At 66.2% G+C, this 26376-nt stretch carries 25 protein-coding genes, 1 tRNA gene and 1 pseudogene; 13 read left to right on the top strand and 14 right to left on the bottom strand.

Features of this window, described 5'->3' with window-relative positions; genetic code table 11:
• Nucleotides 1–246 precede the first annotated feature (246 nt).
• Nucleotides 247–2430 (top strand): hypothetical protein, encoded by a 2184-nt coding sequence (locus tag H977_RS33810; protein ID WP_051289033.1) that lies wholly within the window; start codon nucleotides 247–249, stop codon nucleotides 2428–2430.
• 19 nt (nucleotides 2431–2449) lie between these two features.
• On the opposite strand, the gene H977_RS0123690 is transcribed toward H977_RS33810, so the two are convergent.
• Nucleotides 2450–3025 (bottom strand): protease inhibitor I42 family protein, encoded by a 576-nt coding sequence (locus H977_RS0123690; protein ID WP_029110192.1) that lies wholly within the window; start codon nucleotides 3023–3025, stop codon nucleotides 2450–2452.
• 33 nt (nucleotides 3026–3058) lie between these two features.
• The gene (locus tag H977_RS0123695) at nucleotides 3059–6304 is read right to left on the bottom strand and encodes an arabinosyltransferase domain-containing protein (RefSeq protein WP_051289034.1); all 3246 of its coding nucleotides are present in this window, start codon (nucleotides 6302–6304) and stop codon (nucleotides 3059–3061) included.
• A 70-nt stretch (nucleotides 6305–6374) separates the two neighbouring features.
• Between H977_RS0123695 and H977_RS0123700 the strand changes: the two genes are divergently transcribed.
• Nucleotides 6375–6992 carry a TetR/AcrR family transcriptional regulator gene (locus tag H977_RS0123700; RefSeq protein ID WP_029110194.1) on the top strand — a complete coding sequence of 206 codons (618 nt, stop codon included), beginning with the start codon at nucleotides 6375–6377 and terminating at the stop codon, nucleotides 6990–6992.
• A 133-nt stretch (nucleotides 6993–7125) separates the two neighbouring features.
• Here the strand turns inward: H977_RS0123700 and mraY are convergent, their stop codons facing one another.
• Entirely contained in the window at nucleotides 7126–8205 is a 1080-nt protein-coding gene (mraY, locus tag H977_RS0123705) for a phospho-N-acetylmuramoyl-pentapeptide-transferase (RefSeq protein ID WP_029110195.1), read from the bottom strand.
• 252 nt (nucleotides 8206–8457) lie between these two features.
• Here mraY and H977_RS0123710 point away from each other — a divergent pair, with 252 nt between their 5' ends.
• Both H977_RS0123710 and H977_RS0123715 read left to right on the top strand, forming a co-directional pair.
• Entirely contained in the window at nucleotides 8458–9183 is a 726-nt protein-coding gene (locus H977_RS0123710) for a Type 1 glutamine amidotransferase-like domain-containing protein (protein ID WP_029110196.1), read from the top strand.
• A gap of 149 nt (nucleotides 9184–9332) precedes the next feature.
• Nucleotides 9333–9408: transfer RNA gene (locus H977_RS0123715), tRNA-Arg, on the top strand.
• 72 nt (nucleotides 9409–9480) lie between these two features.
• Here H977_RS0123715 and H977_RS0123720 read toward each other — a convergent pair.
• Nucleotides 9481–9780, bottom strand: a complete 300-nt coding sequence (locus H977_RS0123720; RefSeq protein WP_502691200.1) for a hypothetical protein — start codon at nucleotides 9778–9780, stop codon at nucleotides 9481–9483.
• A gap of 120 nt (nucleotides 9781–9900) precedes the next feature.
• Between H977_RS0123720 and H977_RS0123725 the strand changes: the two genes are divergently transcribed.
• Both H977_RS0123725 and H977_RS0123730 read left to right on the top strand, forming a co-directional pair.
• Nucleotides 9901–10842: a hypothetical protein gene (locus H977_RS0123725; protein ID WP_029110198.1), complete on the top strand. Its 942-nt coding sequence runs from the start codon at nucleotides 9901–9903 to the stop codon at nucleotides 10840–10842.
• Nucleotides 10829–11356 carry a hypothetical protein gene (locus H977_RS0123730; RefSeq protein WP_029110199.1) on the top strand — a complete coding sequence of 176 codons (528 nt, stop codon included), beginning with the start codon at nucleotides 10829–10831 and terminating at the stop codon, nucleotides 11354–11356. Before H977_RS0123725 ends, H977_RS0123730 begins: the two co-directional genes overlap by 14 nt.
• Nucleotides 11357–11368: 12 nt before the next feature.
• Here the strand turns inward: H977_RS0123730 and H977_RS0123735 are convergent, their stop codons facing one another.
• On the bottom strand, nucleotides 11369–11806 hold the full coding sequence (locus tag H977_RS0123735; protein ID WP_029110200.1) for a rhodanese-like domain-containing protein: 438 nt from the start codon (nucleotides 11804–11806) through the stop codon (nucleotides 11369–11371).
• Nucleotides 11807–11911: 105 nt separating this feature from the next.
• Here H977_RS0123735 and H977_RS33815 point away from each other — a divergent pair, with 105 nt between their 5' ends.
• Entirely contained in the window at nucleotides 11912–12625 is a 714-nt protein-coding gene (locus H977_RS33815) for a DUF1326 domain-containing protein (protein WP_036476967.1), read from the top strand.
• Nucleotides 12626–12702: 77 nt separating this feature from the next.
• Here H977_RS33815 and H977_RS0123745 read toward each other — a convergent pair whose 3' ends face one another.
• Nucleotides 12703–13521, bottom strand: coding sequence for a mycofactocin-coupled SDR family oxidoreductase (locus H977_RS0123745; RefSeq protein ID WP_029110201.1), 819 nt, complete (start codon nucleotides 13519–13521; stop codon nucleotides 12703–12705).
• Nucleotides 13522–13832: 311 nt separating this feature from the next.
• On the opposite strand from H977_RS0123745, the gene H977_RS33820 reads away from it, so the two are divergent.
• The 4 genes from H977_RS33820 to H977_RS33825 all read left to right on the top strand — a co-directional run bounded on the left by H977_RS33820 (nucleotide 13833) and on the right by H977_RS33825 (nucleotide 17785).
• On the top strand, nucleotides 13833–14060 hold the full coding sequence (locus tag H977_RS33820) for a hypothetical protein (protein WP_036476970.1): 228 nt from the start codon (nucleotides 13833–13835) through the stop codon (nucleotides 14058–14060).
• 113 nt (nucleotides 14061–14173) lie between these two features.
• Nucleotides 14174–15388 carry an acetyl-CoA acetyltransferase gene (locus tag H977_RS0123755; RefSeq protein WP_029110202.1) on the top strand — a complete coding sequence of 405 codons (1215 nt, stop codon included), beginning with the start codon at nucleotides 14174–14176 and terminating at the stop codon, nucleotides 15386–15388.
• 2 nt (nucleotides 15389–15390) lie between these two features.
• Complete coding sequence (locus tag H977_RS0123760; protein WP_029110203.1) at nucleotides 15391–16842, top strand: carotenoid oxygenase family protein; 1452 nt, start codon at nucleotides 15391–15393, stop codon at nucleotides 16840–16842.
• A gap of 40 nt (nucleotides 16843–16882) precedes the next feature.
• The gene (locus tag H977_RS33825) at nucleotides 16883–17785 is read left to right on the top strand and encodes a winged helix-turn-helix transcriptional regulator (protein ID WP_036477026.1); all 903 of its coding nucleotides are present in this window, start codon (nucleotides 16883–16885) and stop codon (nucleotides 17783–17785) included.
• A gap of 166 nt (nucleotides 17786–17951) precedes the next feature.
• Here H977_RS33825 and tnpB read toward each other — a convergent pair whose 3' ends face one another.
• Both tnpB and H977_RS0123775 read right to left on the bottom strand, forming a co-directional pair.
• On the bottom strand, nucleotides 17952–19412 hold the full coding sequence (gene tnpB / locus H977_RS0123770; RefSeq protein ID WP_029110204.1) for an IS607 family element RNA-guided endonuclease TnpB: 1461 nt from the start codon (nucleotides 19410–19412) through the stop codon (nucleotides 17952–17954).
• A pseudogene (locus H977_RS0123775) lies at nucleotides 19405–19914 on the bottom strand (IS607 family transposase); the annotation flags it as partial. The gene tnpB and the pseudogene H977_RS0123775, both read right to left, overlap by 8 nt.
• A 535-nt stretch (nucleotides 19915–20449) precedes the next feature.
• Between H977_RS0123775 and H977_RS0123780 the strand changes: the two are divergent.
• Nucleotides 20450–20899, top strand: a complete 450-nt coding sequence (locus tag H977_RS0123780) for an Hsp20/alpha crystallin family protein (RefSeq protein ID WP_029110206.1) — start codon at nucleotides 20450–20452, stop codon at nucleotides 20897–20899.
• Here the strand turns inward: H977_RS0123780 and H977_RS0123785 are convergent.
• Both H977_RS0123785 and H977_RS0123790 read right to left on the bottom strand, forming a co-directional pair.
• Entirely contained in the window at nucleotides 20896–21501 is a 606-nt protein-coding gene (locus H977_RS0123785) for a GNAT family N-acetyltransferase (protein ID WP_029110207.1), read from the bottom strand. The two genes, H977_RS0123780 and H977_RS0123785, sit on opposite strands and share 4 nt — an antisense overlap.
• Before the next feature lie 30 nt (nucleotides 21502–21531).
• Nucleotides 21532–21969 carry a hypothetical protein gene (locus H977_RS0123790; RefSeq protein ID WP_029110208.1) on the bottom strand — a complete coding sequence of 146 codons (438 nt, stop codon included), beginning with the start codon at nucleotides 21967–21969 and terminating at the stop codon, nucleotides 21532–21534.
• A gap of 19 nt (nucleotides 21970–21988) precedes the next feature.
• Between H977_RS0123790 and H977_RS0123795 the strand changes: the two genes are divergently transcribed.
• On the top strand, nucleotides 21989–22441 hold the full coding sequence (locus tag H977_RS0123795; RefSeq protein ID WP_029110209.1) for a cupin domain-containing protein: 453 nt from the start codon (nucleotides 21989–21991) through the stop codon (nucleotides 22439–22441).
• Here H977_RS0123795 and H977_RS0123800 read toward each other — a convergent pair.
• From H977_RS0123800 to H977_RS0123815, 4 genes are read right to left on the bottom strand one after another with little or no spacing between them, the layout of a single operon-like run.
• Complete coding sequence (locus tag H977_RS0123800) at nucleotides 22416–23189, bottom strand: VOC family protein (RefSeq protein ID WP_029110210.1); 774 nt, start codon at nucleotides 23187–23189, stop codon at nucleotides 22416–22418. The two genes, H977_RS0123795 and H977_RS0123800, sit on opposite strands and share 26 nt — an antisense overlap.
• Before the next feature lie 60 nt (nucleotides 23190–23249).
• Nucleotides 23250–24290: an acyl-CoA dehydrogenase family protein gene (locus tag H977_RS0123805; RefSeq protein ID WP_029110211.1), complete on the bottom strand. Its 1041-nt coding sequence runs from the start codon at nucleotides 24288–24290 to the stop codon at nucleotides 23250–23252.
• On the bottom strand, nucleotides 24290–25453 hold the full coding sequence (locus H977_RS0123810) for an acyl-CoA dehydrogenase family protein (RefSeq protein WP_029110212.1): 1164 nt from the start codon (nucleotides 25451–25453) through the stop codon (nucleotides 24290–24292). Before H977_RS0123810 ends, H977_RS0123805 begins: the two co-directional genes overlap by 1 nt.
• Nucleotides 25450–26373: an acyl-CoA dehydrogenase family protein gene (locus H977_RS0123815; RefSeq protein WP_029110213.1), complete on the bottom strand. Its 924-nt coding sequence runs from the start codon at nucleotides 26371–26373 to the stop codon at nucleotides 25450–25452. Before H977_RS0123815 ends, H977_RS0123810 begins: the two co-directional genes overlap by 4 nt.
• Nucleotides 26374–26376: the final 3 nt, after the last annotated feature.

Here is a 26376-nt window from a genome sequence, read left to right on the forward strand (position 1 = left end):
CCCTATTGACTGGCCGTCCTGCGGTCGGCCAAGTGAGCGTTTCCTGTGCGCCTCTATGCGAGAGCTGTGAATCGATGTGGATTCTTGCGGACCGCCGGGTGCGCTGGCGACACGACCTAAAGATTAGTTATGCTTAGCATCCGTGGGCGTGAAACGGGGCCCACACCTACTGGCACCTGAACATCTGGAAATCACGCGGTCGGGGAGTGATGTGACCAGGTCACTGGTCATCATCGAGAGGACGGCATGACTGCACTCATCCCCCCACCCCTCGACCTGCGCTCCCTGCAGCCCGCTGAGCCGCTGCCGCGGCGGCGCAGGTTCATCCCCCGGTCCCGCCGAGCCAAGGCCGCCGTCGCCGGTGGACTGGTCGTGCTACTCGTCGCCGGGCTACTCGGCGCCACGTACAACACCTCACCCGGCGGTGCACTGTGGGGCCTGGCGAAAACGGTCTTCCCCGGGCACACGCAAGACGTTGCCCTGGCCGGCGTCGTCGACGACCTGAAGACGGCACAGGAAATCCTCGGCACCGGACAACAGCCCACAGCGGACCAGTTGACCGACGCTCGCACGGCACTCAATCAGGCCAAGCAGAGCCTGGACTACGTGTCCCCGTCACCTGAGCGCACGAGTCTGCAGAACCTCTATCTGCAACTCACACAACAACTCATGCAGTACACGCCCGACACGGTGCAGCGCCTCACGGCGCTGCCGGCACCGGCTCCGGCACCCCAAACGCCCGAGGTGCCCGAGGCGCCCGAGGCGGCGACACTGACCAGCGCGTCGGCGCCGACCTGGGGGTACGGGCCCCAAGGCGACGACGGGTTCGCCGCACCGCCGCCCGATGTTCCGCTCGCCCCGGCGGCGGACTGGCCTCAGCCGGTTGACCCTCCCCTGACACCGAACCTGGGATACCTCGGTTACTACGATCCGTCCTGGAACCAGCTCTACGGCTACGACTCCAACGACTGGTACAACTACGACCTCGGCGGCTACAACCAGTACGGCTACGATTTTCTCGGCTTCGATCGGTGGGGCTACGACAGGTGGGGATACGACCGCTGGGGATACGACCGTTGGGGATACAACTGGGCCGGCTACAACTGGGCCGGCTACGACCGGCACGGCTGGGACCGCAACGGCTGCAACGAATGGGGCCAGCGCCGCGACCACCCCGGTGACCCCCGCCGGCACGACTGGTACGACCGCCACCATCCCTACCGGCAGTACTACGACTGGAAGTTCCAACACCACGATCCGGTGTACCGCCGCACCCAGTGGAACAGGGCCCACGGCTTCAACCCGGATCGGTACCAGGACTGGAACCGGCACCGGGATTGGCACAATCCGCGCCACCGCGACTGGGCACCGCCTCGTCCAGTCGTCAACGTGGACATCCACGTCTCGTTGCCGGTGGTGAACCTGAACGCCTCACTGTCGCAGTTCATCTCCGATGACAAGGCGACAGCCGGCACTCGACCGCTGATGAAGAGCCTCGCCGACAAATCCGCGCGTGACTTCACCAAGGAACTCTCGCCGCGGCGCAACGCCATCAGCGAACCGCTGGAATCGGCGCTGCGCAAGCGACCCGACACGGTCACCGCAAGCCGCGAGACATCAGTTGCACCACCGGCTTTGACCGCGCCTGTGCCGGCTACTCCGCCCTCGAAGGTGTCACCCGGGTTCACCGCACCCAAAGTTGACCCGGTGCCCGCCTACACTCCGCCGACTGCCGACAAGCCACGGGATAAGCATGAGCGTCAACGGGATAGCGTCTCGCCGGGAACGGATTCCGACCCGTCTTCCGGGGAGACTGCCACCCCGCCGAAGGCGGGCGACCCGGGCCATGGCGGGTCTCTGCCGCCCGAATTGAGGCCGCCGACCCCAGATTCTCCAGCCGACGCACCGTCGTCCGAACCGAAACCGCAGAGCCCGCACGACCCTGCGGCGACATCTCCCCGCGATGACTCGGCACCTCGCCCGGACGATCCCGTTCGGGAGGCGCCCGCGCCGGAAACACCCGCACAGCAGGCGCCGGCCCGCGAAGAGCCTCCCCGGAAGCAGACCGCTCCGGAAGAACCGGCACAGACTCCGGTTCGTGAACGACCGCAGCGGAGTGCACCGGAACCAACGGCTGAGGCTCCTGCGCCCGAGGTCCCGGTCCAGCAAGCACCGCCGGTCCGCGAAGCGCCGGTCCAGCAAGCGCCGGCCCAGCAAGCACCGGTCCGCGAAGCGCCGGTCCAGCAAGCGCCGGCCCAGCAAGCACCGGTCCGAGAGGCACCGCCAGTGCGGGAGGCGCCCGCCAGGCAGAGGCCAGAGCGGCAGGCACCGCCCGTACGCGAGGCGCCGCGGTCTGATCCGGGTCCGCGTCAGGCGCCCGAGCAGCCGCGGTCGAAGGGGCCCAAGTGTTCGTCATTTCCGATGTGTTGAGCATCGTTGTCCCGCATGATCACTCACGCCGCTTCCGGAACAGCATGTACACCAGGCGTCCGATCAATCCGAGCGTCGCGAGCACAACTACCAAGGTCGCCACGGCGGGGAACCCGGACTTGACGCCGGCGACGATGCTGTCCGCCAGGTTCGGGGGCCCCACCGTGACAGTCACCGCGTAACGCCGACACACCTTGCCGCCGTTGTCGGATTCAACGAGGCCGATCCGCGCGGTCCCGGTGTGCCGCGCGCGATACCTCTCGGTGTTGGTGCCGTTGCCGTTCCCGGCTGGTGGCTTTCGGCCAGGCTCGTAGCGCTGGCCCAGAAACTCCACTGTGTCAGGACCGGAGTTGTGGTCTTCACGCCACTGACAGCCGGTCACGTCGTAATCGTCGGCGAGCACGATGTCGAAGAGCTGACCCGCGCGGAGTTGGATATGGTCACCGTTGTCGTCATCGGTGGCGATCACATCCGGCTGCGGCGCGCACCCAGCCGCCATCAATACGAGGCAGCACAACACCGCAACCTTCAACAGCCCGCGGCGGGCAACAAGGGCCGCGCCAAGACCTTTGCCGATCAGCGCCCAGGGATACATTCTGCGATCGTATGGGCCCGGCCCTCACGCTTCTCACGGTCCGATGCGGATCGGGGCCGGGTTCCACAGGCCGCTGCGGGTGGCGGTACCCAGGTCGAGGTGCGCTTCGGGGGCGTCGACGATGGGTTCGAAACGGCGCAGAGAGCCCCAATCGCGTCCCCAGTCGCGCGACAGGTACGTGGGGATGACGTGGGCGCGCAACAAGAGATCGGTGATGCCGAGTGGCCCGCCGTTGTCTCCGCTCTGCCAGGTGTCGGGCATCTCGACCTTGGCCGGATAGTCCGGGGAGATCCGGTATTTGGGGATCTGAGTGACACCGTTGGCATGCTGCATGGGCTGCTGACACGGGAACACCAGTCCCACGGCCCAGTCCAGCAGCACCGGTTCCGTGGACCCCAAATACTCTTGTACCGAACGCAATTCGGGCATGCGGGGCGGCGTGACGGCCACCCAGTCACCGACGTTGAGCGAACGGTCGTCGGCAATCACCCGGACGAAGCGGGCATCGGTGGGGATCTGCGCGCGGGGGAAACGCAAGTTGCGCCAAGCGGGCTGCGGACCGATGTCATACGGGGTGAGCCGGCCACCGGGTACCGGGGTGCCGTCGGGTCCCGGTGTTCCGTATTCGAGAGCGACGGTCTGCGCTGCAGTGTGTCCGGACAACACGCTGTTGCCGGTGATGGTGCCGGCGGCAGTGATCACAACGAGCGGGTGGTCTTCGTCTTCTGCCGGAAGTCGATACCACGCCGAGGTCAACGTACCGACTTGTTGAGGCCCGACGGTGAAGCTACCCGCCATGGGGACGCGCGCGGGGTCCAGTCCGTAGGGCAGCACGACGCTGGACCCGTTGATCCCGGCCTGGCCCAGAGCGGTGGGCGCGTCCCAGTCGTAATCGGTTCCGGACTTGGGTTGGCTTTGCCAGATGGCCTCGGCCAGCGTGTGTTCGGGCACTCCATCGGGACTGAAGCTGATCGGTTCACTGCCTCCCAGTGGCCCCAGTGCGCCGTAGCGTCCGGGCAGGGGGGTCAGAAATCCGGTGTTGGGATCGGGTTCGACGAAGACGTCGTCGGCGAGCCCGCACCCGCCGGTCAGCTCGCGCAGGTTGGCCCACCCGTTGGAGTAGCTGGGGTACTCCTTGATCGCTCCGGTCAGCATCGAGCCGACGGACACCACCACCATGAGCCCTGCCGCCACCGGCACGGGTGCAGTAGTCACCACGCGGACCAACCGCGGTTCGGAACCTGTGGGACCGGCCAGGTGCAACCAACCGGCATAGCCGGCGGTCAGCAGACTCATGGCGAAAAGGACCGCGCTGACGGTGACCGGTCCCCAGTGCGGACTGCTGTCGTTGAACGGCACCCCGTAGCTGGAGACGTACCAGTAGCCATTGGTGGATGCGAAACACACAGCGAGAACGAAAAGTACGGTCGCCACGAAGGCCACCCGGTTGCGCGCCGAGCGCAGCACCATCGGCCCGAGCAGTACGGTGGCCACCGCGGCCATGGCGGCGCCGACGGCGGCGAACAACCCGAAATGGTGGATCCACTTTGTCGGAGCGAACGTCAGCAGGAACAGGGTGGCGAAGATGACACCCATCAAGCGCCACACCGGTCCGGTGGCGATGCCTGGAATCCGCTTGCGCCGCAACAACAACAGTATCGACGGGAACAAGCACGCCATCGTGATCAGAATCCCGAAACGACGCGACACGGCGGCGTCGGTGGTCGGCAGGACCAGATAGAAGTACCGCAGATTCTCCGTGTACCAGGGCTGAGCGGGCCCGATCGTCGTGCGTACGGCGGTGGCCTCGCGCACCGCGGCGATGGTCTGGTCGGCGAAGATCACCGTCAGCACTACGACCCCGGCCGCCGCCAACGGCAACAGCACCGGCCAGATCCCAACCGTTTTCGCGCGGGCGACGATGATGCGCAGGATCGGACGCCCACCTGCCAGCAGAACGGCAACAGCGATGATGCCGGTGGGCTGGATCCCGAGCGTGAATGCGGCTACGACGATCGCCAGCCCTACCGGCGTTGCACGGCGGGTCATGATGGCGCGTTCGACGAGCACGTAGGTGATCAGGGCGCCGGTGGCGATCTGGCCTTCGGGGCGCAGTCCGTTGTTGAACGGCATCCACGCTGCGATGAACACCAGCGCCGCAGCCCACACCGCTGCGCGGTTGCCTGCCACCGCCGGACCGAGTCGGGGCAGCACCTCACGGGAGAGCAAGAGCCAGCACGCCAACGCGCAGAACAGATCCGGCAGGCGCAACCACAGGCTGGCGTGGCTGACATGGGTCATGGCGGCGATCAGTTCGTAGTACCAACCGAACGGGTCCTCGGGGCTGCCGAACCAGCGGAAGTAGTTCGCCATGTAACCGGCATGGCTGGCGGTGTTGGCCATGCCGAACTGATAACCGTCATCCGAAGATCCCGCGCCGGCGACGAACCAGAACACCGACACCGCGATCACAGTCGCGTCCACCGCGTTGAAATAGCGCCACCGAGCGGGAATGAGTCGCCGCCCGCGGCGCCCGTCGAGACGGTCGAGGCGCCACAATGCCAGCAGGCCAACAACAGTGGCCAGAATTCCGGCTACCATCGCCGCGGATTTCAGCGGTGACGGAGTACTGGTGAAGCGGGTGTCGATCGTCGCGGACAACGACAGCCCGGACGGCGCCGGACCGGTTAGATCGGTGAACACACCCACGATCTGGGGACGTAGGTTCGGGTCGGCATATCCGCCCCGCAGTGTGGTGCCGGTGTCGGGATCTTTCAGTCCGTCCACCGTGGCGAACGTGCCCGCCGTCGACGAGGACACGTCCAGCCGCTGACAAGCCGGGTCCGCCATTCGGTTGCGCGGCACGCTGAGGATGACGATATTGCGTGCGGTGACATCGACGCGCTGCGTGGTGGCCCTCACGAACAGCCCGTTGAGCATCGCCTCCTTGCCGGCTGCCGGCGCCGTCCCCAGCACCAGCTCAGTGCCAGTCGACATCTCGCGAATCACAGAGCACGGCACCGATGCCGTCAAGGACACCGGTGTCAACGAGATCAGCGGCGCGGTGACACTGCCCAATTGCCCGGCCTGTGGCCAGTTCAGTGTCGACGTCGTCTGCACGACCGGCAGTACCGGAATGAGCACACTGGCGACAAACCCCACCAGGCCCGCCACGACCGCCACGAGCCGGGTCACTCGCAACGGCCGGCCCGATCGAGGCAACGGCTCTTCAACGGGTGCACCGTCGGCGGCCGAGGTGGCGTCGCGCACCAGGCTCATCGGGCCTCCCCGCCCGTCGTGTTCGCACGCACCGCACCATGAGTATCCGAAGCAACTGTTACAGTCAAGTGTGCCGCGGCCGTTCGACCACGCCAAACGCGAAGAACTACTGGCCACTGCCGGCGCGATCTTGGCGCGCACCGGTGTGGTCGATACGTCACTGCGCGAGCTCGCTTCGCAGATGGGAACCAGCGCTCGGATGCTGGTGTACTACTTCGGCAGCAAGGAGCAACTCATCCTTGACGTCCTGAACCGGCAGCAGCGCGCGGCGATCCCGCAGACCGAAGAGCTGGATCTTCCGGACTCGATTGCGGCGCATCGCCAATGGTGCTTCGAGGACTGGCATGCGTGCACGCGCGGTGAGCGTCGCGACAGTCTCCGAATCGTGCTGCAGGTCTTCGGCGCCGCATGCGGGCTCGACAGTCCATACCGCGAATACACCTGGGACACCCTGTCCTTACTGACCCGCAACTCCAAGGCCCGCCTGCAAGCACTCGGCATGCCTGCCCACGTCGCCGAAACCCGTTCGCGTATCGCGCTGGCGGCCTTCCAGGGCTTCATCATCGAGTACTTCACCGCACCCGACCCCGCCTTCGTCGACGACACCTTCGCCAGATTCGTCGATGAATTCCTGCTGGCACCCTTCGGTACCGCCGACTCAGCGGACTCCCCCGATGCGACCGATTGAGGCGTCACCAACTACATGAATCGTCCCTGTGGGTTTTCGACGCCTGTTTCGATAGGCCCCCGGCCCCCGGGAACTTGTTGAAAGCCCCGGTGTAGCTGATCAGCTCCGGTGGAGTTCCCATCCCGCCCAACGCTCAGGCGCCGACGGCCGTGAACCATTCGCCATAGAAGAGCGCGACTCCGAGACCACAGGCGATTGCCGAAATCAGCCAGAATCGTATAGTCAGTGCACTTTCCGGCCAATCCATCAGCTCGAAGTGGTGGTGCAGCGGGGTCAATCGAAAGACCCGTCGTCCCGTGGTGCGGAACGCTACGACTTGGATGACAACCGAGGTGACCTCGGCCACGAACAGGGCACCGACGATGATGGCTAGGAACTCGGTGCGACTCACCACCGATAAGCCGGCGATGATGCCGCCCAGCGCGAGCGAACCCGTGTCACCCATGATGATCTTGGCGGGTGCGGCGTTCCACCACAGGAATCCGACGCAGGCGCCGGCGGTGGCTGCGGCGACGAGGGCCAGATCGAGGGGGTCCCGAACCTGGTAGCAACCCGGCCCCGAACTGACGGCGCACGTGTTTCGGAACTGCCAGAAGGTGATGAGAACGTAGGCGGCGCTCACCATCGCCATGGCACCCGCGGCGAGCCCATCGAGACCGTCGGTGAGGTTGACGGCATTCGACCAAGCAGAGACGACGACGATGCAGAACAGCACGAACCCCGCAACCGGCAGCGCGAATGAGGCAATCTCGCGGACGTAGGATAGCTCGACGCTTGCTGGTGTAAGACCGTTGGCGTTGCGGAACTGCAGCGCGAGGACGGCGAAAAGGACTGCTGCGACCAATTGTCCAGCGGACTTGGCTCTTTTGTTCAGGCCGAGATTGCGCGCCCGCCGCAACTTGACGTAGTCATCGGTGAAGCCGACCGCGCCCAGTGCGGTGGCCAGTCCGAGAACCAGCAGACCAGATGCTGACGGGCCGCCTTCGCCGAGTGCGAGCCCAATGAGGTTGGCGCTCAGGTAGCTTGCCCAGATCGCGGTGAGGATGGCCAGGCCACCCATTGTCGGGGTGCCACGCTTGCGTTGGTGGGTCCGAGGGGCGTCGTCGCGGATTTCCTGTCCGAACCCCCACCGGGTGAACACCCGGATCAGCGCGGGGGTCAGCAGAAGCGCGACCACCACGGCTATTCCCGCGGCCACGAGTATCTGGCTCATCGACCGACGCCCGCTACCGCGCGACCCGGTCGATATTTGCACCACATTGGAATCCATCCCCCCACCGGGCCAGTATGGCCGATGCCCCACTACGCGGACGCCGGCGACATTCGCGGTCTCATGGTGCGCCAACAACGAGGCCGATCACGTCCTGCTCCGAACTCTGGGACAGGTGCCGAACTTCGCGCGAGGTGAAGACAACACCCTCAGTATTCGGTTGTCTTGCTTGGTGTGTGCGCATAGCGTCGCGTCATGCCTGCCGACGCTCCCACAATTTTGGCAACCAGCGGTGGAATCGCCGCGGGGCAACGCACCCGGTTCTCGTTTACGGCACTGACCGATTTCGCGGTGGAGCTCTCCGGGCTGACCGGCCGTGTGCCGCGGGTCTGCCTTTTGGCCACGGCGATGGGTGACGACAAGGCCGTGCTGCACTACCTGACCGAGGCCGCGCAGAGCCGGGGATTCGCGCCGTCTCATGTGGCACTGTTCCCGATGCCCACAGTTGAGGACATCACGGCTCACCTGTTGGACCAAGACGTGGTGTGGGTGTTCGGTGGCAGCGTTGCCGGCCTGCTGGCGATGTGGCGCCTTCATGGCGTGGATGACGCTCTGCGTACGGCGTGGCAGGCCGGGGTCGTGCTGACCGGCATCTCGGCGGGTTCGATCTGCTGGCATGCCGGCGGCGCCACAGATTCGTTCGGACCCCGCCTACAGCCAGTCACGAATGGCCTCGGTTTCGTTCCGTACGCCAACGGTGTGCACTACGACTCAGAAGAGCAACGCCGCCCCCTTCTGCACGCAATGGTGGGTGCTGGGTTGTTGCCTGACGCCTACGCCACCGACGACGGCGCGGGGCTGCTCTACCGTGGCACCGCGTTGGTGGAAGCTGTTGCCGAAAACCCCACTGCCGGGGCCTACTTCGTCGAAGCGCGAGACGGTGCCGCAATCGAGACGGCACTCGATGTCAGGCGGCTGTAGACGATGCTCACACCTATCTCACCCAGCCCACCAGCTTCCTGACCCGCACCGGCACAACGCACAGAAACCCCGATGCCCCCGATTGAGGCGTCACCAACTACCATGAATCGTCCCTGTGGGTTTTCGACGCCTGTTTCGATAGGCCCCTCGCCCCCGTAGCTCAGGGGATAGAGCACGGCTCTCCTAAAGCCGGTGTCGCAGGTTCGAATCCTGCCGGGGGCACCAGGTTCTTGTATGACGTCGGGTGATGGCTGACAGTGTTTCGGCTGATGCTTTACACCTACTTCGGGTGGTGCTTTACACCTCCTTCGGCTTGAGCACCCACGCCGGGATCCAGTGCGTAACGGTCTTGCTCTCGGCCCCGTATCGCACGGGGTAGGTGACCAGGCCCCACCACTGACCTTGCTCGCACAACGCCCAGCAGGTGAGTGTGCCTTCGACAACGCGGGCCATCTGGATGCCGCACGGGTGATAGCGGCCGAGCGAGTGCGGCTCGCGGGGAAACAGGGCCATCAGGTCGACCAGGACGGTGGCCGGTGGCCGGACGACGCGGAACACGTCGCGGACCGGCTGACCGCCATAGCCGATGGCCTGCATGTCGCCCACTTGTCGATCATATGTTCGAACGCTGCCGCTGTTGCGTGAAGGTCGCGCTTCATCCCGATTTTGTCGGCGAGCGCCAGTAGCGTCAGCAGCAGATTGACGAGGGGATGACGAGTGAACCGCACCGTGCAGTACTGGCGGCTTCTGCAGCCGGACGGCACTCCGCTACCCGGCGAGTTCCCGGCCGAGCAGGTGGTGCGCCGGCTCCGCCGGGCCGAGGCCGGCGACCTCAACCGCTACCGTCGCTGCCCGGACGGGATGCTGCTCATCGCGCACGGTACGGACGACAACCGGATGCTGATCCTCGACAAGGTGCGCCGGGAGAACCTGCCCAGCATCGGCAGCGCGGCCGGCGCCCGGCGCGCCATCGGTCTCACTCCGGACGAGGGTCTGCTGGAACCGACATATTGTCTGTTCGGTGAGCGCAACATCGTTGCCATGCTGACAAGCGGTGACGGCCCCAGGGCGCGGCGGCTCGTCGACTATCTCGAGCACAAGCTCGACATCGAGGTCGGTATCGAGCCGGTACTCACACAGAACCTCGAGCAGGCCCTCGATGAGATGAGTGTGTCGAGGATCGACGTCGCGATCCCGGCCACCCGCATCAACCGCGAGCTGGTGGGTGGTGACTGGGTACAGGCGCTGGACGGGGCCCGCGCGCTGGCCCAGGACGGTGTCGTCCGCATCGGGATCTCGGTGGGCCGTCGGGGTACCGGGGCGCAGAAGGACGCGATCCGCCGGCGGTTGCGCGAGCTGGTCGATCATCTGCGGGGCTCCGGCGCGCTGTCGGAGTTCGAGAGTGCGCGCGTCGTCGGATCTGTCAGCGGCACGCAGCAGTCGGTCGATCTGCTCGAGGACAGGTTCGTCGAGCGGACCGTGGTCGATGCCGACCGCCTGAACGATCCGGTACGGTCGACCGCCTATGCGCGAGAGCTGTTGCGGCAGTCAGTGACTCGCAATCGCGAGTATCTGTTGTCGGCCGTCGCGGAGGTTTCCGCCGAGCCCGCGCCCTATGCCGACACGTTCATCGAAACGCCCGACGATGAACGCGAATAAGCGCCCGGTTGTGCCGTTCAGCCTTCGGGAAAGGCTGCAGCACAACTGGGTTCGCCACCAATGGGCGGACTGGTTGCTCGCCCTGGCGGTGGTCGGCGTGTGGCTGGCGCTGGGCTGGGCCGACTGGCTGCCATGGGCCCTGACCGAGGTTCCGCACGATACCCGCCGCACCGCGTATCAGGTGGTCGCGACGGTGGCAGCCACCATGGGCGGGTTCACGCTGACCAGCATCTCGATCCTGGTCAACCTGCTGCGGGCACCGATGACGACCGTGGACAAGCTCCTACCCGCCGATGACAAACGCCGGGTGGGCACCGCATTCGTCTCGGCGTTGCCGACCCTGTTCACATTGTTCGTCGTGGCGCTTGTCGGGCTGATGACCGACGCCAACCGCGACGAGGGCTACTGGTGGATACAGGCCGCGATCATCGGGGCAGCCCTCGCGGCCGTGGCGTCGATCGCGCGGGTCGTGTGGGTCCTGCGACGCCTGCTCGCCCTGTCCTCGGACGGATAGACCGCTCGGCGCTCAGTTGTCCACGAGGGGACGACCGCTGGCCTGCCAGGCCTTCATTCCGCCGTCGAGTTCGACCACATCGGTGTAGCCCAAGTTCTTCAACGTTTCGGCGGCAGTCGCGCTCATGGGTCCGGTTCGGCAGTAGATCGCAATCGTGGCATCACGATCATTCGGCAGCCGGCCGGATTGCTCGGCGACCCGATCGAATGGAATCAAGAGGTCGGTGCCAGGGATGTCGCCTTCGTAGGGAACGTGAACGTTGACCGTCAACGTCTCGGATTCGGCGATGACAGTAGCGAATTCGGCGGCGCCGACCAGGCGGTGCGACACAACGTTCACCGTGCCGGATCCGGCGGGCGCGGCCGCCGGCGGGTCGGCCGAGGCACCGCATGACGTCAGAACCACCGAGGCGGCCATGGCCACTGCCCCAGTGCACATCCTCTTGAACATGCCTGAATCATACCCCCAGGGGGTACTTGCAGGCGGGAGTTCTCCGGTGCTACGGTCGCCGTGTCACATACCCTCAGGGGGTATCAAACAGAAGGAGCGGAATCGATGACAACTTCGTCGACGCAGGTCGATTGGCATTTGCGCGGAGAATGGTTCGACGTGTGCAGCTGCAAGCTGCCTTGCCCGTGCAGCTTCGCCCAGGAGCCGACGCACGGAGACTGCTTGTTCACCCTGGTATGGCACGTCCGCGAAGGACACTACGGCGACACCGACCTGGCGGGCCTCAGCGTGATCGCGCTCGGCGAGTTCGCCGGCAACATGTGGATCGGCGATCCGAACGCGACGATGAAGTTGATGTTCTACATCGACGAAAAGGGTGACGCCGCTCAGCGTGACGCACTCGAGCGCATCTTCACCGGCAAGGAAGGCGGCTGGCCGGCCGAATTCGCCAGCCTGATCGAGGAATTGCGCGGCATCGAATACGCGCCGATCAATTTCGAGGCCGCCGACGACCTCGCCTACTGGCGCGCCGAGATTCCGGGCAAGGTCGACCTCAAAGTGGAGGCCCTGACCGGTCCGACAGCCGACCCGAACCGACGGGTGACCACGACCAACGCGCCGGGCGCCGAGGTCGGGCCGGGCCAGGTCGCGACATGGGGAGTGGTCAAGGAGGACCACGCCGTGGGCTTCGACTGGTCACATGAGCACAGTGGCGACTCGAGTAAGCACTTCCCGTTCGATTGGCGTCCCGAGTCCGAGAACAAGGGCTCGCGTGAGGCCGACACGGAAGCGCAGGCCTCTTGCACCTGCGGCTGCTGAGTCGGTCGGCCGTCAGCCGGGCGGAGGCACCACCGCCTCCGCCCGGCCTCGGGCCACGATGCTTCCTCAGAAGCGGGTCAGTTCAACCCATTCGACAAGATCATCGACTCTCCGGTCTGCAACCGACCTCGATCCGAGACGAGGTACAGCACGGCCTCGGCGACGTCGTGCGGCTCAAGCAAACCCGGTCGCGGCCGTCCTTGCTGAAACATCTCTTCGACATCCTCGAGGCCCGGATTCTCCAGGTCCGGGCGGATCATCTTGTAGGTCGCCGGGTTGTGGATCATCGGCGTATTGACTCCGGACGGCAGCACCGCGTTGACCGTGATGCCGTACTCGGCAACCTCATATGCCACCGACTTCACCAGCGCCACCACCCCGGCCTTGGCCGCGGCATAGTGCCCGGCGTTGGTGGCCCCACTGTTCGCCACGATCGACGACGTCGCGACCACCCGCCCGGCCCGGCGCTCGATCAGGTGGGGCAGTACCGCCCGGAAGGTGTTGAACACCCCGGTCAGGTTGATGTCGATCATGGTCTGCCACCGCTGCGCGTCCATGGTCGCGATCGGGCCGCTGCTGGCGATGCCGGCGTTGGCCAGCACCACGTCGATTCCACCGAACTGCGCAACAGCGGCGTTCACCACCGACTGCATTGCTGCCAGGTCGCGAACGTCGGCGGTCACTGCCAGGCAGCGCCGGCCGAGCGCGGACACCTCGTGCTCGGTCCGCTCCAGATCGGCCGGGGTGGGCAACGGATAGTCAACCGATTCGACCGGCGCGACGATGTCGCACACCACGATGTCGGCGCCTTCGCGTGCCAGCGTCGTGGCATGCGCTCTCCCCTGTCCGCGGGCCCCTCCGGTCACCAGAGCCGTCTTGCCATCCAGCGCTCCCACGAATACCCCTCCTGTAGTTCGGCCTACAGATGGAGACCAGAAGCGGCGGCAAAACTCGTCGACGCGCCTGGCCGCACCACTGGACTCACGTGTCACAGGAGCCGGCTGGCAACACACCGAGAAGTCGTCGGCGAGCCTTATTTTCCCTGGCAAATGAATTCAATGGCCTGACCGGGGAGAGTTCCTTGAGAGCAAATCCGCTGCACCGTGAGGTCCCAGGCGGTTTTCAGGAATATCGTGAGTTGTACTAATGTTATCTCCAGACGGGGGTCTTCAGCTCACACACAGCTAACAACCCGGAGGCGAGAAAGATGCGTTCGAAACTGATGAAAGCCGCTGCAGTCGGGCTGGGTACGTTGGCCGTGCCGGTCGGCGTCGCAGTGGCGGGTGCAGCACCGGCATCGGCTGGTCCCGAGATCTGCGCGACCGGTCCGTACGGCTACGTACAGGCTTGCGTCGAAGGACCCGGCTGGGGTCGCTGGAACGGATGGGACAACGGTTGGCACGGTCGTGGCCACGGCCACGGGCACGACGACTGATTCGGCTTTAACCACGGTGACGCCGTGGCGGGAATCCAAGAATGGATTTCCGCCACGGCGTTATTCGTTTCAAGGTCCCGAGTCACTCTCTTAGTTGTAGTAGCGTCACCGCCATGGAGGACGTCTGGATTCTCGGCGGCTATCAGAGCGATTTCGCGCGCAATCTCACTCGTGAGCATGTCGACTTCGCCGGCCTCACCCATGAGGTCGTCGACCGCACGTTGGACAACGCCGGCGTCGACGCCGAAGCCATCGGCGTCGTGCACGTCGCAAACGCCTTCGGTGAGCTGTTCGCCGGCCAGGGCCACCTGGGTGCCATGCCCGCCACAGTGCATCCCGACCTGTGGGGCACCCCCGCTTCCCGACATGAGGCCGCATGCGCGTCGGGCAGCATCGCGATCCTGGCGGCCGTCGCCGACCTGCGCTCAGGCGCGTACGGCAGTGCCCTGGTCATCGGGGTGGAGCTGGAGAAGACAGTGCCCGGCAATACCGCGGCGGCGCATCTGGGCGCCGCCGCCTGGACCGGTCATGAAGCCGATGACGCCCGGTTCATCTGGCCGTCGATGTTCTCCGACATCGCCGACGAGTACGACCGGCGCTACGGCCTGGACGCCGAGCATCTGCGTGCCATCGCCGCGCTGAACTTCCGCAACGCCCGGGCCAACCCGAACGCCCAGACCCGGGGCTGGACGGTGCCCGACCCGATAGAGGACGACGATGCGACCAATCCGTTGGTGGAAGGCCGGCTGCGCCGCTTCGACTGCAGCCAGATGACAGACGGCGGAGCGGGGCTGGTGCTGGTCAGCGACAGCTTTCTGCGCGCGCATCCACACGCCCGGCCGATCGCCCGCATCGAGGGCTGGGGCCACCGTACCGTCGGCCTCGGCCTGCGCCAGAAACTTGACCACAGCGCCGATGATCCCTATCTGCTGCCACATGTCCGTGGCGCGGTGCTCGATGCCTTCGGCCGGGCCAAGGTGTCCCTCGATGACGTCGACGGGTTCGAGGTCCACGACTGCTTCACCCCCAGCGAGTACCTCGCCATCGACCACATCGGGCTGACCGATCCCGGCGAATCCTGGAAGGCCATCGAGAACGGCGAGATCGAGATCGGGGGCCGGTTGCCGATCAATCCCAGCGGCGGCCTCATCGGTGGCGGCCACCCGGTCGGTGCCTCCGGAGTGCGGATGCTGCTCGACGCCACCAAACAGGTCAGCGCCGACGCGGGGGCGTATCAGATCGAGAACGCAAAGACCTTCGGCACCTTGAACTTCGGCGGCAGCACCGCGACCACTGTCAGCTTCGTCGTCACGGCGGGCAAGGAGTAGGCATGCACACCGAGATCGTGACGAAATTCCTGTCCACCCTGCCCGAGGATGACACCCACCCCTACCGCACCGGGGCGTGGCGTCCGCAGACCACCGAATTCGACGCGGATGACCTATGGGTCGTCGACGGTGAGATCCCTTCCGACCTCGACGGCGTCTACCTGCGCAACACCGAGAACCCGCTGCATCCGGCGTTGCAGACCTACCATCCCTTCGACGGGGACGGAATGTTGCACATCGTCGGCTTCCGCGACGGAAAAGCGTTCTACCGCAACAGGTTCATCCGCACCGACGGCTTCCTGGCGGAGAACGAGGCCGGCGGGCCGCTGTGGCCCGGTATCGCCGAGCCCGTCGAACTGGCCCGCCGCGACCACGGCTGGGGCGCCCGCACGCTGATGAAGGACGCCTCGAGCACCGACGTGACCGTGCACCGTGGCGTCGCGCTGACCAGCTTCTACCAGTGCGGCGACCTGTACCGCGTCGACCCGTACACCGGAGACACCCTGGGCAAGCAGGATTGGGGTGGAGCCTTCCCCACCGCTTGGGGCGTATCGGCGCACCCCAAGGCCGACGACGCCACCGGTGAACTGCTGTTCTTCAACTACGGCAAGCAGGCGCCCTACATGCACTACGGCGTGGTGGACGCCGACAACCGGCTGGTGCACTACATCGACGTAGAACTGCCCGGACCACGGCTGCCCCACGACATGGCATTCACCGAAAACTACGTGATTCTCAACGACTTTCCGCTGTTCTGGGACGCCGAGTTCCTGAAGAACAATGTGCACCTGCCAAAGTTGCACCGCGACATGCCATCCCGGTTCGCAGTACTCCCCCGGCGCGGCACGGCTGGCGACGTCAAGTGGTTCGAGGCCGACACCACCTACGTGCTGCACTTCACCAACGCCTTCGAGGACGGCGACGAGATCGTGCTCGACGGATTCTTCCAGGGCAACGCGGCACCCGCCCTGGCGCTCGACAAGATGCAGACCAGGCTGCACCGCTGGCGGTTCAACCTCGTCACCGGGCGGACCCGGGAGGAGCAATTGTCGGACAATATCACCGAATTCGGCATGATCAACTCCCGGCACGCCGGACGCGAGTACCGCTACGCCTATGCCGCCACGGGCAAGCCGGGCTGGTTCCTGTTCGATGGATTGGTCCGCCACGACCTGCACACCGGTTCGGAACAACGCTATGCCTTCGAGGACGGGGTGTACGGCAGCGAGACGGCCATGGCCCCGCGAGTGGGCAGCCGCGGTGAGGACGACGGCTACCTGGTCACCATCACCACGGACATGAACGACGACGCATCCTATTGCCTGGTGTTCGACGCGGCCCGGGTTCCTGACGGCCCGGTGTGCAAACTCGCTCTGCCGGAACGTGTTTCCAGCGGCACCCACGCCACCTGGGCGCCGGGCGACGAGCTGCGTCGTTGGCTGGTGCGTGACTGACGCAGCACTGCCGGGCGGCGCCACGAACGCCGTCGGGCAGATGCTGGCGCTCGCCGGCGACGAATGGACGTTGCTGGTGATGCAACAGGCCCTGCTGGGCGCCACTCGCTACGGGCAGTTCACAACCAGGCTGCCGATCTCAAACTCGGTGCTGACGCGCCGCCTGGCTTCTCTCACCGAAGACGGTCTGCTGCAACGTCACCGCTATCAGCAGCGCCCGCCACGGGCCGAATACCTCACCACGCCGCGCGGGCGGGCACTGTGGCCGGTGCTGGTGTCGATCTGGGAGTGGGAACGCCACTGGGTTTCCGAGCACAGTGAGTCACTGCCCCGGATGCGTCACCTGGCCTGTGGCGCCGATGTCACGCCTGTTCTCACGTGCGCCGAGTGCGGGGCGCCAACCACCTCCGATGAGGTGACTGCCGCATGGGGACCCAGTGGCGGGTGGCGGCGATCGTTGCCCGCGGTGACGACCCGGCGCCGCTCCGAGGATGATCGGCGTGACTCCCCGTCCGGGCTGTTCCCCCAGACCATGAGTGTGCTGGGAAACCGCTGGGCATTTGCGATCCTGGTCGCGGCATTCACCGGCACCAGCCGGTTCTCAGAGTTTCAGCGCGTGCTCGGCGCACCGCCGACATCGATCGCCGACCGCCTGCAGACATTCCGGGCCAACGGCATCCTCACCACCGCCGACGATGATCCGCGGTATCGGCTGACGCCGAAGGGCGCGGCGTTTCTCCCTGTACTGGTGACGGCGCTGGCCTGGGCCCAGCGGTCGTTCCCGGCCGTCGAAGGCCCCGCCGTGATCCTCACGCACACCGGTCCCGGGCACGACTTCTCCCCGGTGCTCAGGTGCGATGGTTGCGGAGATCGGCTCACCGGCGCGACCGTGTCCGCCGTCGAATGGTCATGGGCACGGCCACCACTATCGCAACGACGGTGAGTACAACGCTGACCCACACCGGGCCCAGGTTGCCGGCCGGGCCACTAAGCGAGACCGCCGCCAGCACCCAGGCGCGCAAAGACTCAAGAAGTCAGTGGATGCCGGGGGTGACGGCGTGACCGAAAGCCGTTGCCCTTTGGTGAGCGAATGTGAGTCCGCGTGTTCATCAGGCAGCCTCGCCTTGCGGTGAAGCGGTCCCCGTCTGACCCACGGTGTGGTGGTGCGGGGTTGGCGCTTCATCGCCGGCTGCGTCGCCCGCTGGCGCGGGTTCGGTCTCACGCGTGGCTCCACGTCCTGCCACCGGGCCACTCCCGGCGGGACTCTGTTCACCCAACATTGTGGGTACGCCGAGTCGGGCGAGGTTGATCGCGGCACCCAGATCACGGTCGATCCGCATACCGCAGCCGTCACACTCGAAGATTCGATCGGCCAGGGTGAGGTTTGACTTTCGCCTCCCACAGGCCGTGCAGGTCTTCGATGACGGATAGAACCGGTCGGCTTCGACCATCTGGCTGCCGTACCAACGACTTTTGTATCCGAGCATGCGACGGATCTCGGCCAGAGCAGCATCGGCGAGTGATCGATTCAGACCCCGCTTGCGGCCGCCTCCCTTGGCGCGCATACCCGCGGCGTTCAAGGTTTCGACCACCACCACATCGTGCTGCTGGGCCAGGGCGGTGGTGGCCTTGTGCAGCACGTCGCGGCGCACCGCCGCGGCATGGGCGCGCGTGCGGCCGATCCGGGCCTGGGTTCTGCGCCACCGCTTCGACGGCGTCTGCTTGGCCGTGGCGGCAGGATCGTAGGGCCCGTGCTGGCGGGCGGCCCGGCGCTGCAGCAAACGCAACCGGGCTTGCGCGGCGCTCAAGGACTTCGGCGCGGCGATGCGACCGACTTCAATCCCGTCCGGGGTCGCGACCACCAGGAGGCTGTCGGCTTTCACCCCGACGTCGACACCGACCACCGAATGGGCCGACCGGCGTGCGTGCGCCGGCCGCGTCTTACCCTCGATGATTACCGCCAGTGCGCAGTGCCAGCGCCCAGTGCTGTCTTGGCACACGGCGGCAGACAAGATCCGCGCCGACCCAGCCTCGACCCGACGGGCCAGCTTGCGGGTCGACTCATGCGTGCGGACCGCACCCAGCCGCGGCAGGGTGACATGGCGACGGTCAGCCTCGACCCGGATGGCCCCGGTGGTGAACCGCACCGACTTCGGGCTGCGGGCCGACTTGAACCGAGGGAACCCGACCACCCGACCCTTGCGCTTACCGGTACGGGACTTCGACCACGCATCGAGTCCGCGGGCCAACCCGTCCAGCCCGGTGTTGTAGGCTTCCTTGGAGTTCACACCCCACCACGGTGCGCATGACGCCTTGCGCTGATTCCAGACCTTGCGCAGCGCCGGCAAAGACCACCCCAACACCGGAGTCAACTGCGCCTCGTCGATGCCGTAGCTGCGTTCAGCGGCGCGCTGGTCCATCACCGCCTTCACCAACGCCAGCATGTGATTGTGCGCGAACCGTGCCCCACCAGCATGAGACGCCAACGCCCGCACCTGTTTTGCAGTGGGATCCAACGCGAACCGGTATGCCTGCGCCGTCCACCCCTCGGGAACCTCGAACCTAGCCACCGCCACCCACCTCGACAGGCTCAGCCTGCCTGGTAGCGGTGACCGCCCGCATCGCGCAGCTCCGGGCGCCGCGGCGGCCGCACAGTCGCGCGCACATCGAGGTCAACACCCCGATCATGTCGCGCACCAGATCATCGGTGGTCTCGCCCCGATCAGCGGCCACGATCCGGCGGCCCTGCGCAGACAACGCCGCTTCGAGATGCTCGACCCCCAAGCGGGCCAACCGGTCCCGATGCTCCACGATCACTAGCCAAGCAGACGGGCCCGACAGAATCCGGCGCAACTTCGGCCGCTCCCGTTCAACCCCGACCCCACACGCCACTTCACCAACCACACACCCGCTCGAGGTGGCCCAATCAGTGACCCGTGCGACCTGCCGGACCAGATCATGGCGCCAATCATGCGAGGACACCCGTGCATACACCACCGTCCAACCGGCCTCTGCGGCCGACGCAGCCCCGATGTCCAGCCAGCGAGCGCGCACCGGCATCCGGTCCTCACGCAACCGCTAGTGCGCCATCTGCGGATGCACACCATTTCGCACGCGCCCACACAGCCAACTACACGCCCACAAACACACACGATCACGAATACTCACATTCCGGCGAGCAGTTCAAACCCCAACTCGTACGCTTCCGGGCTCAACATGCCAGCCCTACTCAACGCCCGGGGCGCAATGACAACCGAAATTAATCTGAAGACGTTGCAGAAGGCCCCCGGGTCTAGGTTGCTGCCATTCCCATCTCGACGCCGCGGGTGCGCCGCCGGCGAGCTCGGGGACACCGTGGTGGGCAGCTGCCCGGGCCGATGCGGCGTTCCCGACCGAGGACGCGGCGCGGCCTTGCACCTCCCACCCCATCGGCGGCACCAATTTACTCCGCACACCGAGACGCACATCTGTGACATGCAAAACTGTCGAAAATCTCGCCACAAATACTCTGGCACTCTCCAATGCCGAGTGCTAATATCGGCGTTGCACAGTGATTGGCTGCCCGCCAGGGTGGCGGGCTCTGAGACGGTACGGGAGGTGAATTGCTGTGCTTCGTTTTGATCCGTTCAGCGACCTTGATGTGTTGACCAGGAGTTTGCTAACAGGTGATTCAGGGTCAACGCGTACACCCAGGTTCATGCCCATGGACCTCTGCAAGATCGGGGACCACTACGTCCTGACAGCCGACCTTCCGGGCGTCGATCCGGGCTCGGTGGACGTCAATGTGGACAACGGCACGCTCACCATCTCGGCGCACCGGACCGCCCGATCCGAGGAATCCGCCCAGTGGCTCACCAATGAGCGGTTCTTCGGCAATTTCCGACGCCAGCTGTCGCTCGGCGAGGGAATAGAGACGTCGGCGATCTCCGCGACGTACGAGAACGGTGTCCTCACCGTCACGATCCCGATGGCCGAACGCGCCCGGCCACGCAAGATCGAGGTGGCCCATGGCGCCGACCGCAAGTCGATCGAAACCACCACGGTCGACGCGGACTAGTTGATCCCGCCGCGGCGGTCCAGCCTGAACTCCAGGCTGGACCGCACTGCGGGCCATTCGATGTCCAAGATGGAGTAGACGACGGTGTCACGGCGGGAGCCGTCAGGCAGCAGCTGATGGCTGCGCAGCACCCCGTCGAGCTTCGCGCCGAGCCGTTCTATCGCCGCCCGGCTGGTGAAGTTGAAGAAATGAGTGCGCAATTCCACTGCCACACAATTCAACTCGTCGAAGGCATGACCGAGCATGAGTAGCTTGGTCTCGGCGTTGACGCCTGTTCTGCGGACGTCCGCGACATACCAGGTATGTCCGATCTCCAGCCTTCGGTTCCGGCCGTCGACATTGAGATAGCTCGATGACCCCACCAACCTGCCGTCCAGAGTGCGCACCACAAAGCTGACGCCGTGATCAGCGGCGCGCAGTTGCTGCATGTGTTGCACCCACTCGGCGGCACCGCTGGGCGCCGGCGGCGTGGTGTACCAGAGCGATCCCAGCTCACCATCGGCGGCGGCAGCATCGATCTCGGGAACATGTGCGGTGGTCAACGGCTCCAGCGTCACCCAGCGTTGCCCGGTCAACTCCACGGGCGTCACAAATTCGGTCACCACTTCACCTCTTGCTCTTCGCGCAAGCGCTCATCGGGCCCCAAACGTCGATAACAGAGACCACACCGAACACAACCCGGCCAGCACCGCCATGGCACCGCCGACGTACAGCCCGTAACCCGCGGCCACCGGCGCTTTGACGTTGAGCGTGTAGTACCACACCGTCAACGCCACCAGGCCGAGCGAAATTACGAGCCCCGCAGCCGAAGCCCACCGCTGCGACAGGCCGCGCCCGGCCATCGCACCGGCCACGATCAACCCGGCCGCCAGCAGAACGATCAACTGCCCGACGCCGAAACCGTGTGGTAGCACGATGCTTCCCACGGACCCGCCGATCGCATTCGCCCGGCCACCGCCGTTGGCGCCGGTGGTCAGCCAGGGCAACCAGGCCACCACGACGAGGACTGCGGCACACAGCGCTGTCAGCCACCCCGGGGCCACGCGCCACCCTGGACGCAGACGAACCATGGCGACGAGACTATCGGGTGTGACCGAACTACCCGACTGGGCCAGACAGCTCGATCTCGCCCCGCACCCGGAGGGCGGCTGGTACCGCGAGACCTGGCGCAGCGATCTGACCATCAGTCAGTCGTCCCTGTCGGCCGGCTACTCGGGGCCCCGCAGCGCCGGCACCGCGATCCTCTTCCTGCTCATGCCCGGCCAGCAATCGGCCTGGCACACAGTCCGCAGCGCCGAACTGTGGTTCCACCATCGCGGCAGCCCGCTGCTGCTGGAGATCGGTGCGCACAAGGACACCGCAGCCACGCACTTGCTCGGCCCCGACATCTCGGCCGGGCAGCACCCGCAACTGCTGGTGCCGCCCGGCCATTGGCAACGCGCCAAACCTCGCGATGACGAGCCCACGCTGGTCAGTTGCGTGGTGGTGCCCGGCTTCGACTTCGCCGACTTCGCGCTCAGCCCTGCAGCGACGTCAGATTGAACCCGGCACCGGTCGGATCCGTCACCGCGGCCAACCGGCCGTAGGGCGTGTCCTCGGCCGGACGCACCACCGAACCGCCGTTGGCCACGATCACCTCGATCGTCTTGTCCACATCCTCGGCACCGAAAAACGTGGTCCACGCTCCTGGCACACCCTCGGGGATGAAAGCCGAACCGTCCATCACACCGACCAGCGCCTCCCCGTCGAAACTCGCGGTGCTGTACCGGAACTCATCGGTATCCGACACGACCTCGGTGCTCCAGCCGAACACTGTGCGGTAGAAGTCCAACGCGCCGGCGTAGTCGCGCGTGGTCAGCTGGTGGTATGCCGGTGCACCGGCCTCGTTGAACAACGCGAAGCCCTCATGTCCGGCGGGCTGCCAGATGCCGTAGAAGTCGCCGGCCGGATCGGTCATCATCGCCATCCGCCCCTTCGCCGGGATGTCCATCACCCCACCGCAATTACCCCCACCGGCAGCCGTGGCCGCCGCCACCGTGGCGTCGGCGTCCGCGGTGTGTAGGTAGGTGGTCCAGGCGTCGGGGGCGTTCCACTGCGGGTCGTTGCGCATCAGCCCCGCCACCACATGACCGTCGACGGCTGCGGTGACGTAGCCGCCGTACTCGGCGCCGCCGGTTTCGAACGTCCAACCGAACACCGCGCCGTAGAACTGCTGGGCACGCTCCGGGTCGGAGGTGGTCAAGTCGATCCAATTGGGAGCGCCCAAGGGCAGGCTCTGACGGGTAACCACGATATGTCTCCTTCACGGGATGGGTCGGTCGCTAAGTTTGACCATCGCCGCGCGGAAAACTCATCGGTAGCGCGCAGAGATCCTCGCGCGGTGTTCGGCCGGCGAGCCGAACAGGGATCGGTTGAGCGCGGCCCGTTTGAGGTAGACGTGCACGCCGCTCTCCCAGGTGTAGCCGATGCCGCCGTGCAACTGCATGGCCTTGCCTGCCACATCGACGGCTGCTTCGGTGGCATAGGCCTTGGCCATTGATGTTGGAGCTACGGCGTCGCTGTCGGCCGCGATGGCGGCGTTCACCAGTTGCCGGGCCACCGAGATCGTGACGAGCATGTCGGCACAGGCATGCTTGACGGCTTGGAACGAACCGATCGGCCGGCCGAATTGCTGACGGACCCGGGCGTAGGACACCGTGGTGTCGAGCATGGCCTGCGCGACGCCGAGACTGTCACAGGCCACCGCGAGCGCAGCGCGTTCGGTCAGCGCGTGTAGCGCGGCGTCAGGGCGACCGTCGAACCGCCACACCGCATCCTCACCGACCTCGACGCCCTCGGCCGTCACTGTTGCGAGCCTGCGGGTTTCGTCGAGCACCGGTTGCTCGGTGATCGTCAGCCCCGGGGCGTCGGCGGCCACGTCCACCAGCACCGCCACCCGGTCGGCGTCGCGTGCGGGCAGCAGCAACCGCTGAGCTCCCACCGCGTCGGAGACGAATGTGGCCCGGCCGTGGACGCGCCAGCCCAGTCGGGTGGTGGCCAGATCGAAGGGTGCCGATTCACCGGTCCCAGGCAGGGCGAGGGCGGCCCGGGAGCTTCCCGTGACCAAGTTTCGCAGCAGCGCGTCGCGTGAGGCGTTGGGTTGCACCGCGTTGAGAGCACCGATGGCCAGGACGGCACCGCCCAGGTAGCCGGTGGCCGCAGCGGCCCGGCCCAGCTCCTCACAGATCACCGCGACCTCGGCGAAGGTGGCGCCGGCACCGCCGGCCTCTTCGGGGGCATCCAGTCCGACCCAGCCGGCCGAGACGAGCAATGGCCAGTCGACGGCATCCTTGGCCAGCAGATCGGCTGCGACAGACCGCAGTTCGTCATGAAGCTCTGAGAATTCGCTCATCACACCGCACTCGGTTCTCGGGGCAGGTCCAGTCCGCGCTCGCCGATGATGGTGCGCTGAATCTCGCTGGCTCCGCCGGGGATGGTCCATTCCCAGGATCCGATGAAATCGAGCATCCAGGCGCCCGACTCCCAGCCGCTGGAGGCCGGTTTGGTCAACACGGTGTGGGCGGCCAGGCCACCGATCTCCGTGCCGAAACCTGTCATCCGCTGCAGCAGTTCGCTGTAGTACAGCTTGACGATCGAGGCGTCCGCCGGACCGGCTTTCCCAGCCTCGCTGCGTTCCACCAGGTCTCGGCACAGCCCCCGCAGGCCTGTCAGCTCGGTCTCGAACCGCGCCAATTGATCTGCCACCACGGGATCCTCGACTGGGGCGGTTTCGAGTAACCACTTGAAGCCCGCATTGCCGAGCCGTTCGGACAACTCAAGCATGGTCATGCCGCGCTCGGCGCCGAGCGTGGCCTGCGCGACCTGCCAACCCTTGTTCACCGGCCCAACAAGATTGGCCGCGGGCACCGCGACGTCGTTGAGGAAGATCTCGCAGAAGTGCGAGTCCCCCACCGCGTTCCGGATCGGCCGCACATCGATACCGGGCGTGGTCATGTCCATCAGGAAGTACGAGATACCGTGTCGTTTGGGCGCTTCCGGATCGGTCCGGGCCAGCAGCAGACACCAGTCGGCGTGCATCGCTCCGCTGGCCCACAGCTTCTGACCGTTGACGATGAAGTTGTCGCCCTCGGCGCGGGCTGTCGTACGCAGCGCGGCCAGGTCCGAACCGGCCTCAGGCTCGGAGAACCCCTGCACCCAGATCTCGCCGTCGAGGATGGCGGGCAGGTGTCTGCCGCGTTGTTCTTCGGTGCCCGCGGCGAGCAGGGTGGAGGCAGCGTGGTGGATGCCGACGAACGCCAGCACCAGCCTGGGCGCGTCGTGCGCGGCCAGTTCCTGGTACAGCACGATCTGTTCAGGAACGCCCATGCCGCCTCCCCATTCGGCAGGCCAGTGCGGCACCGCGTATCCGGCGGTGTGCAGTTCGGCGAACCAGGCCTTCTGGAACGACGCGAACTCGTCGTCGCTGACACCGGTCTGGCTGGAGCGCCAGTCTTTCGGGACGTGCGCTGCACACCAGTCCCGCACAGTGGCGCGGAACTCGTCGAGGTCGCTCATGACGAGAACAATCCGGTAAGCCCGCGCCGACCCAGCCGGGAGGTCAGCACATCGCGGGTCTTGGACACCCCGAATGGCAAGCGACGCAACGGCTGACTGTAGCGCGACAACCACGAGAGCACGGTCTCGTCGCAGAATCCCACGGCCCCGTGCAGCTGATGGCAGACCCGGAACACCACCTCGGCGGCCTCGATCGCGGCCAGGCGCAGTGCCAGCGCATCGTTGATCGCCTCGTCTGCCGGGTTCGTGCCCACACTCCACAGCGTGTACTTGGCCAGCATGTCGACGCCGCTGCGCTCCACCTCGGCATCGGTCAGCTGGAACTGCACCCCCTGGAACGACGACAACGTCTGCCCGAACTGCTTACGCAGGCTGACGTGCGCGGTGGTCAGATCGATGGCCCTGTCCAGCATTCCGAGCAGGGTCCAGCACGGCAGGGTCAGGGCCAGAGCCACGTCATCGCAGCCGGCATCGTCCACTGCGGACAGTTCGAGGGCGGTCGCGAACGACGGGCCCGCCGCACCCAGTCTGGCCACGGTGCTGCGTACACCGTCCAATGTGACGGTGGCCCAACGGTTGTCCAGCCCCTGCAACGCGGCCTCGGGAGCGGCCGGATCGACGACGACCAGCCCGTCGGCATCGAGGTCGTGCGGGGACGCCAACCGCTCGGCGACCGGATAGGGCAAGGCCCAATATCCAGCGCTGCGGCACACCGCGGCCGCCGCCTCAAGTGAGTCGGCGTCGGAGCGGGGTTCGAGTTCAAAAACACCGAGGCTGTCCAGCACGGGCACGACCAGTGCGGCCCGGGTGTCGGGCTTGGCGTCGGCCTGGGCCAACAGTTGATCGCCACCGGCGGCCTCGAACGCCTTGAGAGCCTGGCGGCCGAACTCCTTGGCGTCGTCGCTGAGATCGAGAATCATCGC

The sequence above is a fragment of the Mycobacterium sp. URHD0025 genome (assembly GCF_000426065.1).
In the GTDB taxonomy this organism is placed as follows: Bacteria; Actinomycetota; Actinomycetes; order Mycobacteriales; family Mycobacteriaceae; genus Mycobacterium.

Bases quoted from the DNA above. Each gene is read 5' to 3' on its own strand.
- H977_RS0123710 (WP_029110196.1), top strand. From the start codon at position 8,458: ATGCCTGCCGACGCTCCCACAATTTTGGCAACCAGCGGTGGAATCGCC.
- H977_RS0123720 (WP_502691200.1), bottom strand. From the start codon at position 9,780: ATGCAGGCCATCGGCTATGGCGGTCAGCCGGTCCGCGACGTGTTCCGC.
- H977_RS0123805 (WP_029110211.1), bottom strand. From the start codon at position 24,290: ATGAGCGAATTCTCAGAGCTTCATGACGAACTGCGGTCTGTCGCAGCC.
- H977_RS0123760 (WP_029110203.1), top strand. From the start codon at position 15,391: ATGCACACCGAGATCGTGACGAAATTCCTGTCCACCCTGCCCGAGGAT.
- H977_RS0123695 (WP_051289034.1), bottom strand. From the start codon at position 6,304: ATGAGCCTGGTGCGCGACGCCACCTCGGCCGCCGACGGTGCACCCGTT.
- H977_RS0123735 (WP_029110200.1), bottom strand. From the start codon at position 11,806: ATGTTCAAGAGGATGTGCACTGGGGCAGTGGCCATGGCCGCCTCGGTG.
- mraY (WP_029110195.1), bottom strand. From the start codon at position 8,205: ATGAGCCAGATACTCGTGGCCGCGGGAATAGCCGTGGTGGTCGCGCTT.
- H977_RS0123690 (WP_029110192.1), bottom strand. From the start codon at position 3,025: ATGTATCCCTGGGCGCTGATCGGCAAAGGTCTTGGCGCGGCCCTTGTT.
- H977_RS33825 (WP_036477026.1), top strand. From the start codon at position 16,883: ATGCTGGCGCTCGCCGGCGACGAATGGACGTTGCTGGTGATGCAACAG.
- H977_RS0123815 (WP_029110213.1), bottom strand. From the start codon at position 26,373: ATGATTCTCGATCTCAGCGACGACGCCAAGGAGTTCGGCCGCCAGGCT.
- H977_RS33820 (WP_036476970.1), top strand. From the start codon at position 13,833: ATGCGTTCGAAACTGATGAAAGCCGCTGCAGTCGGGCTGGGTACGTTG.
- H977_RS0123790 (WP_029110208.1), bottom strand. From the start codon at position 21,969: ATGGTTCGTCTGCGTCCAGGGTGGCGCGTGGCCCCGGGGTGGCTGACA.
- H977_RS33815 (WP_036476967.1), top strand. From the start codon at position 11,912: ATGACAACTTCGTCGACGCAGGTCGATTGGCATTTGCGCGGAGAATGG.
- H977_RS0123755 (WP_029110202.1), top strand. From the start codon at position 14,174: ATGGAGGACGTCTGGATTCTCGGCGGCTATCAGAGCGATTTCGCGCGC.
- H977_RS0123810 (WP_029110212.1), bottom strand. From the start codon at position 25,453: ATGAGCGACCTCGACGAGTTCCGCGCCACTGTGCGGGACTGGTGTGCA.
- H977_RS33810 (WP_051289033.1), top strand. From the start codon at position 247: ATGACTGCACTCATCCCCCCACCCCTCGACCTGCGCTCCCTGCAGCCC.
- H977_RS0123730 (WP_029110199.1), top strand. From the start codon at position 10,829: ATGAACGCGAATAAGCGCCCGGTTGTGCCGTTCAGCCTTCGGGAAAGG.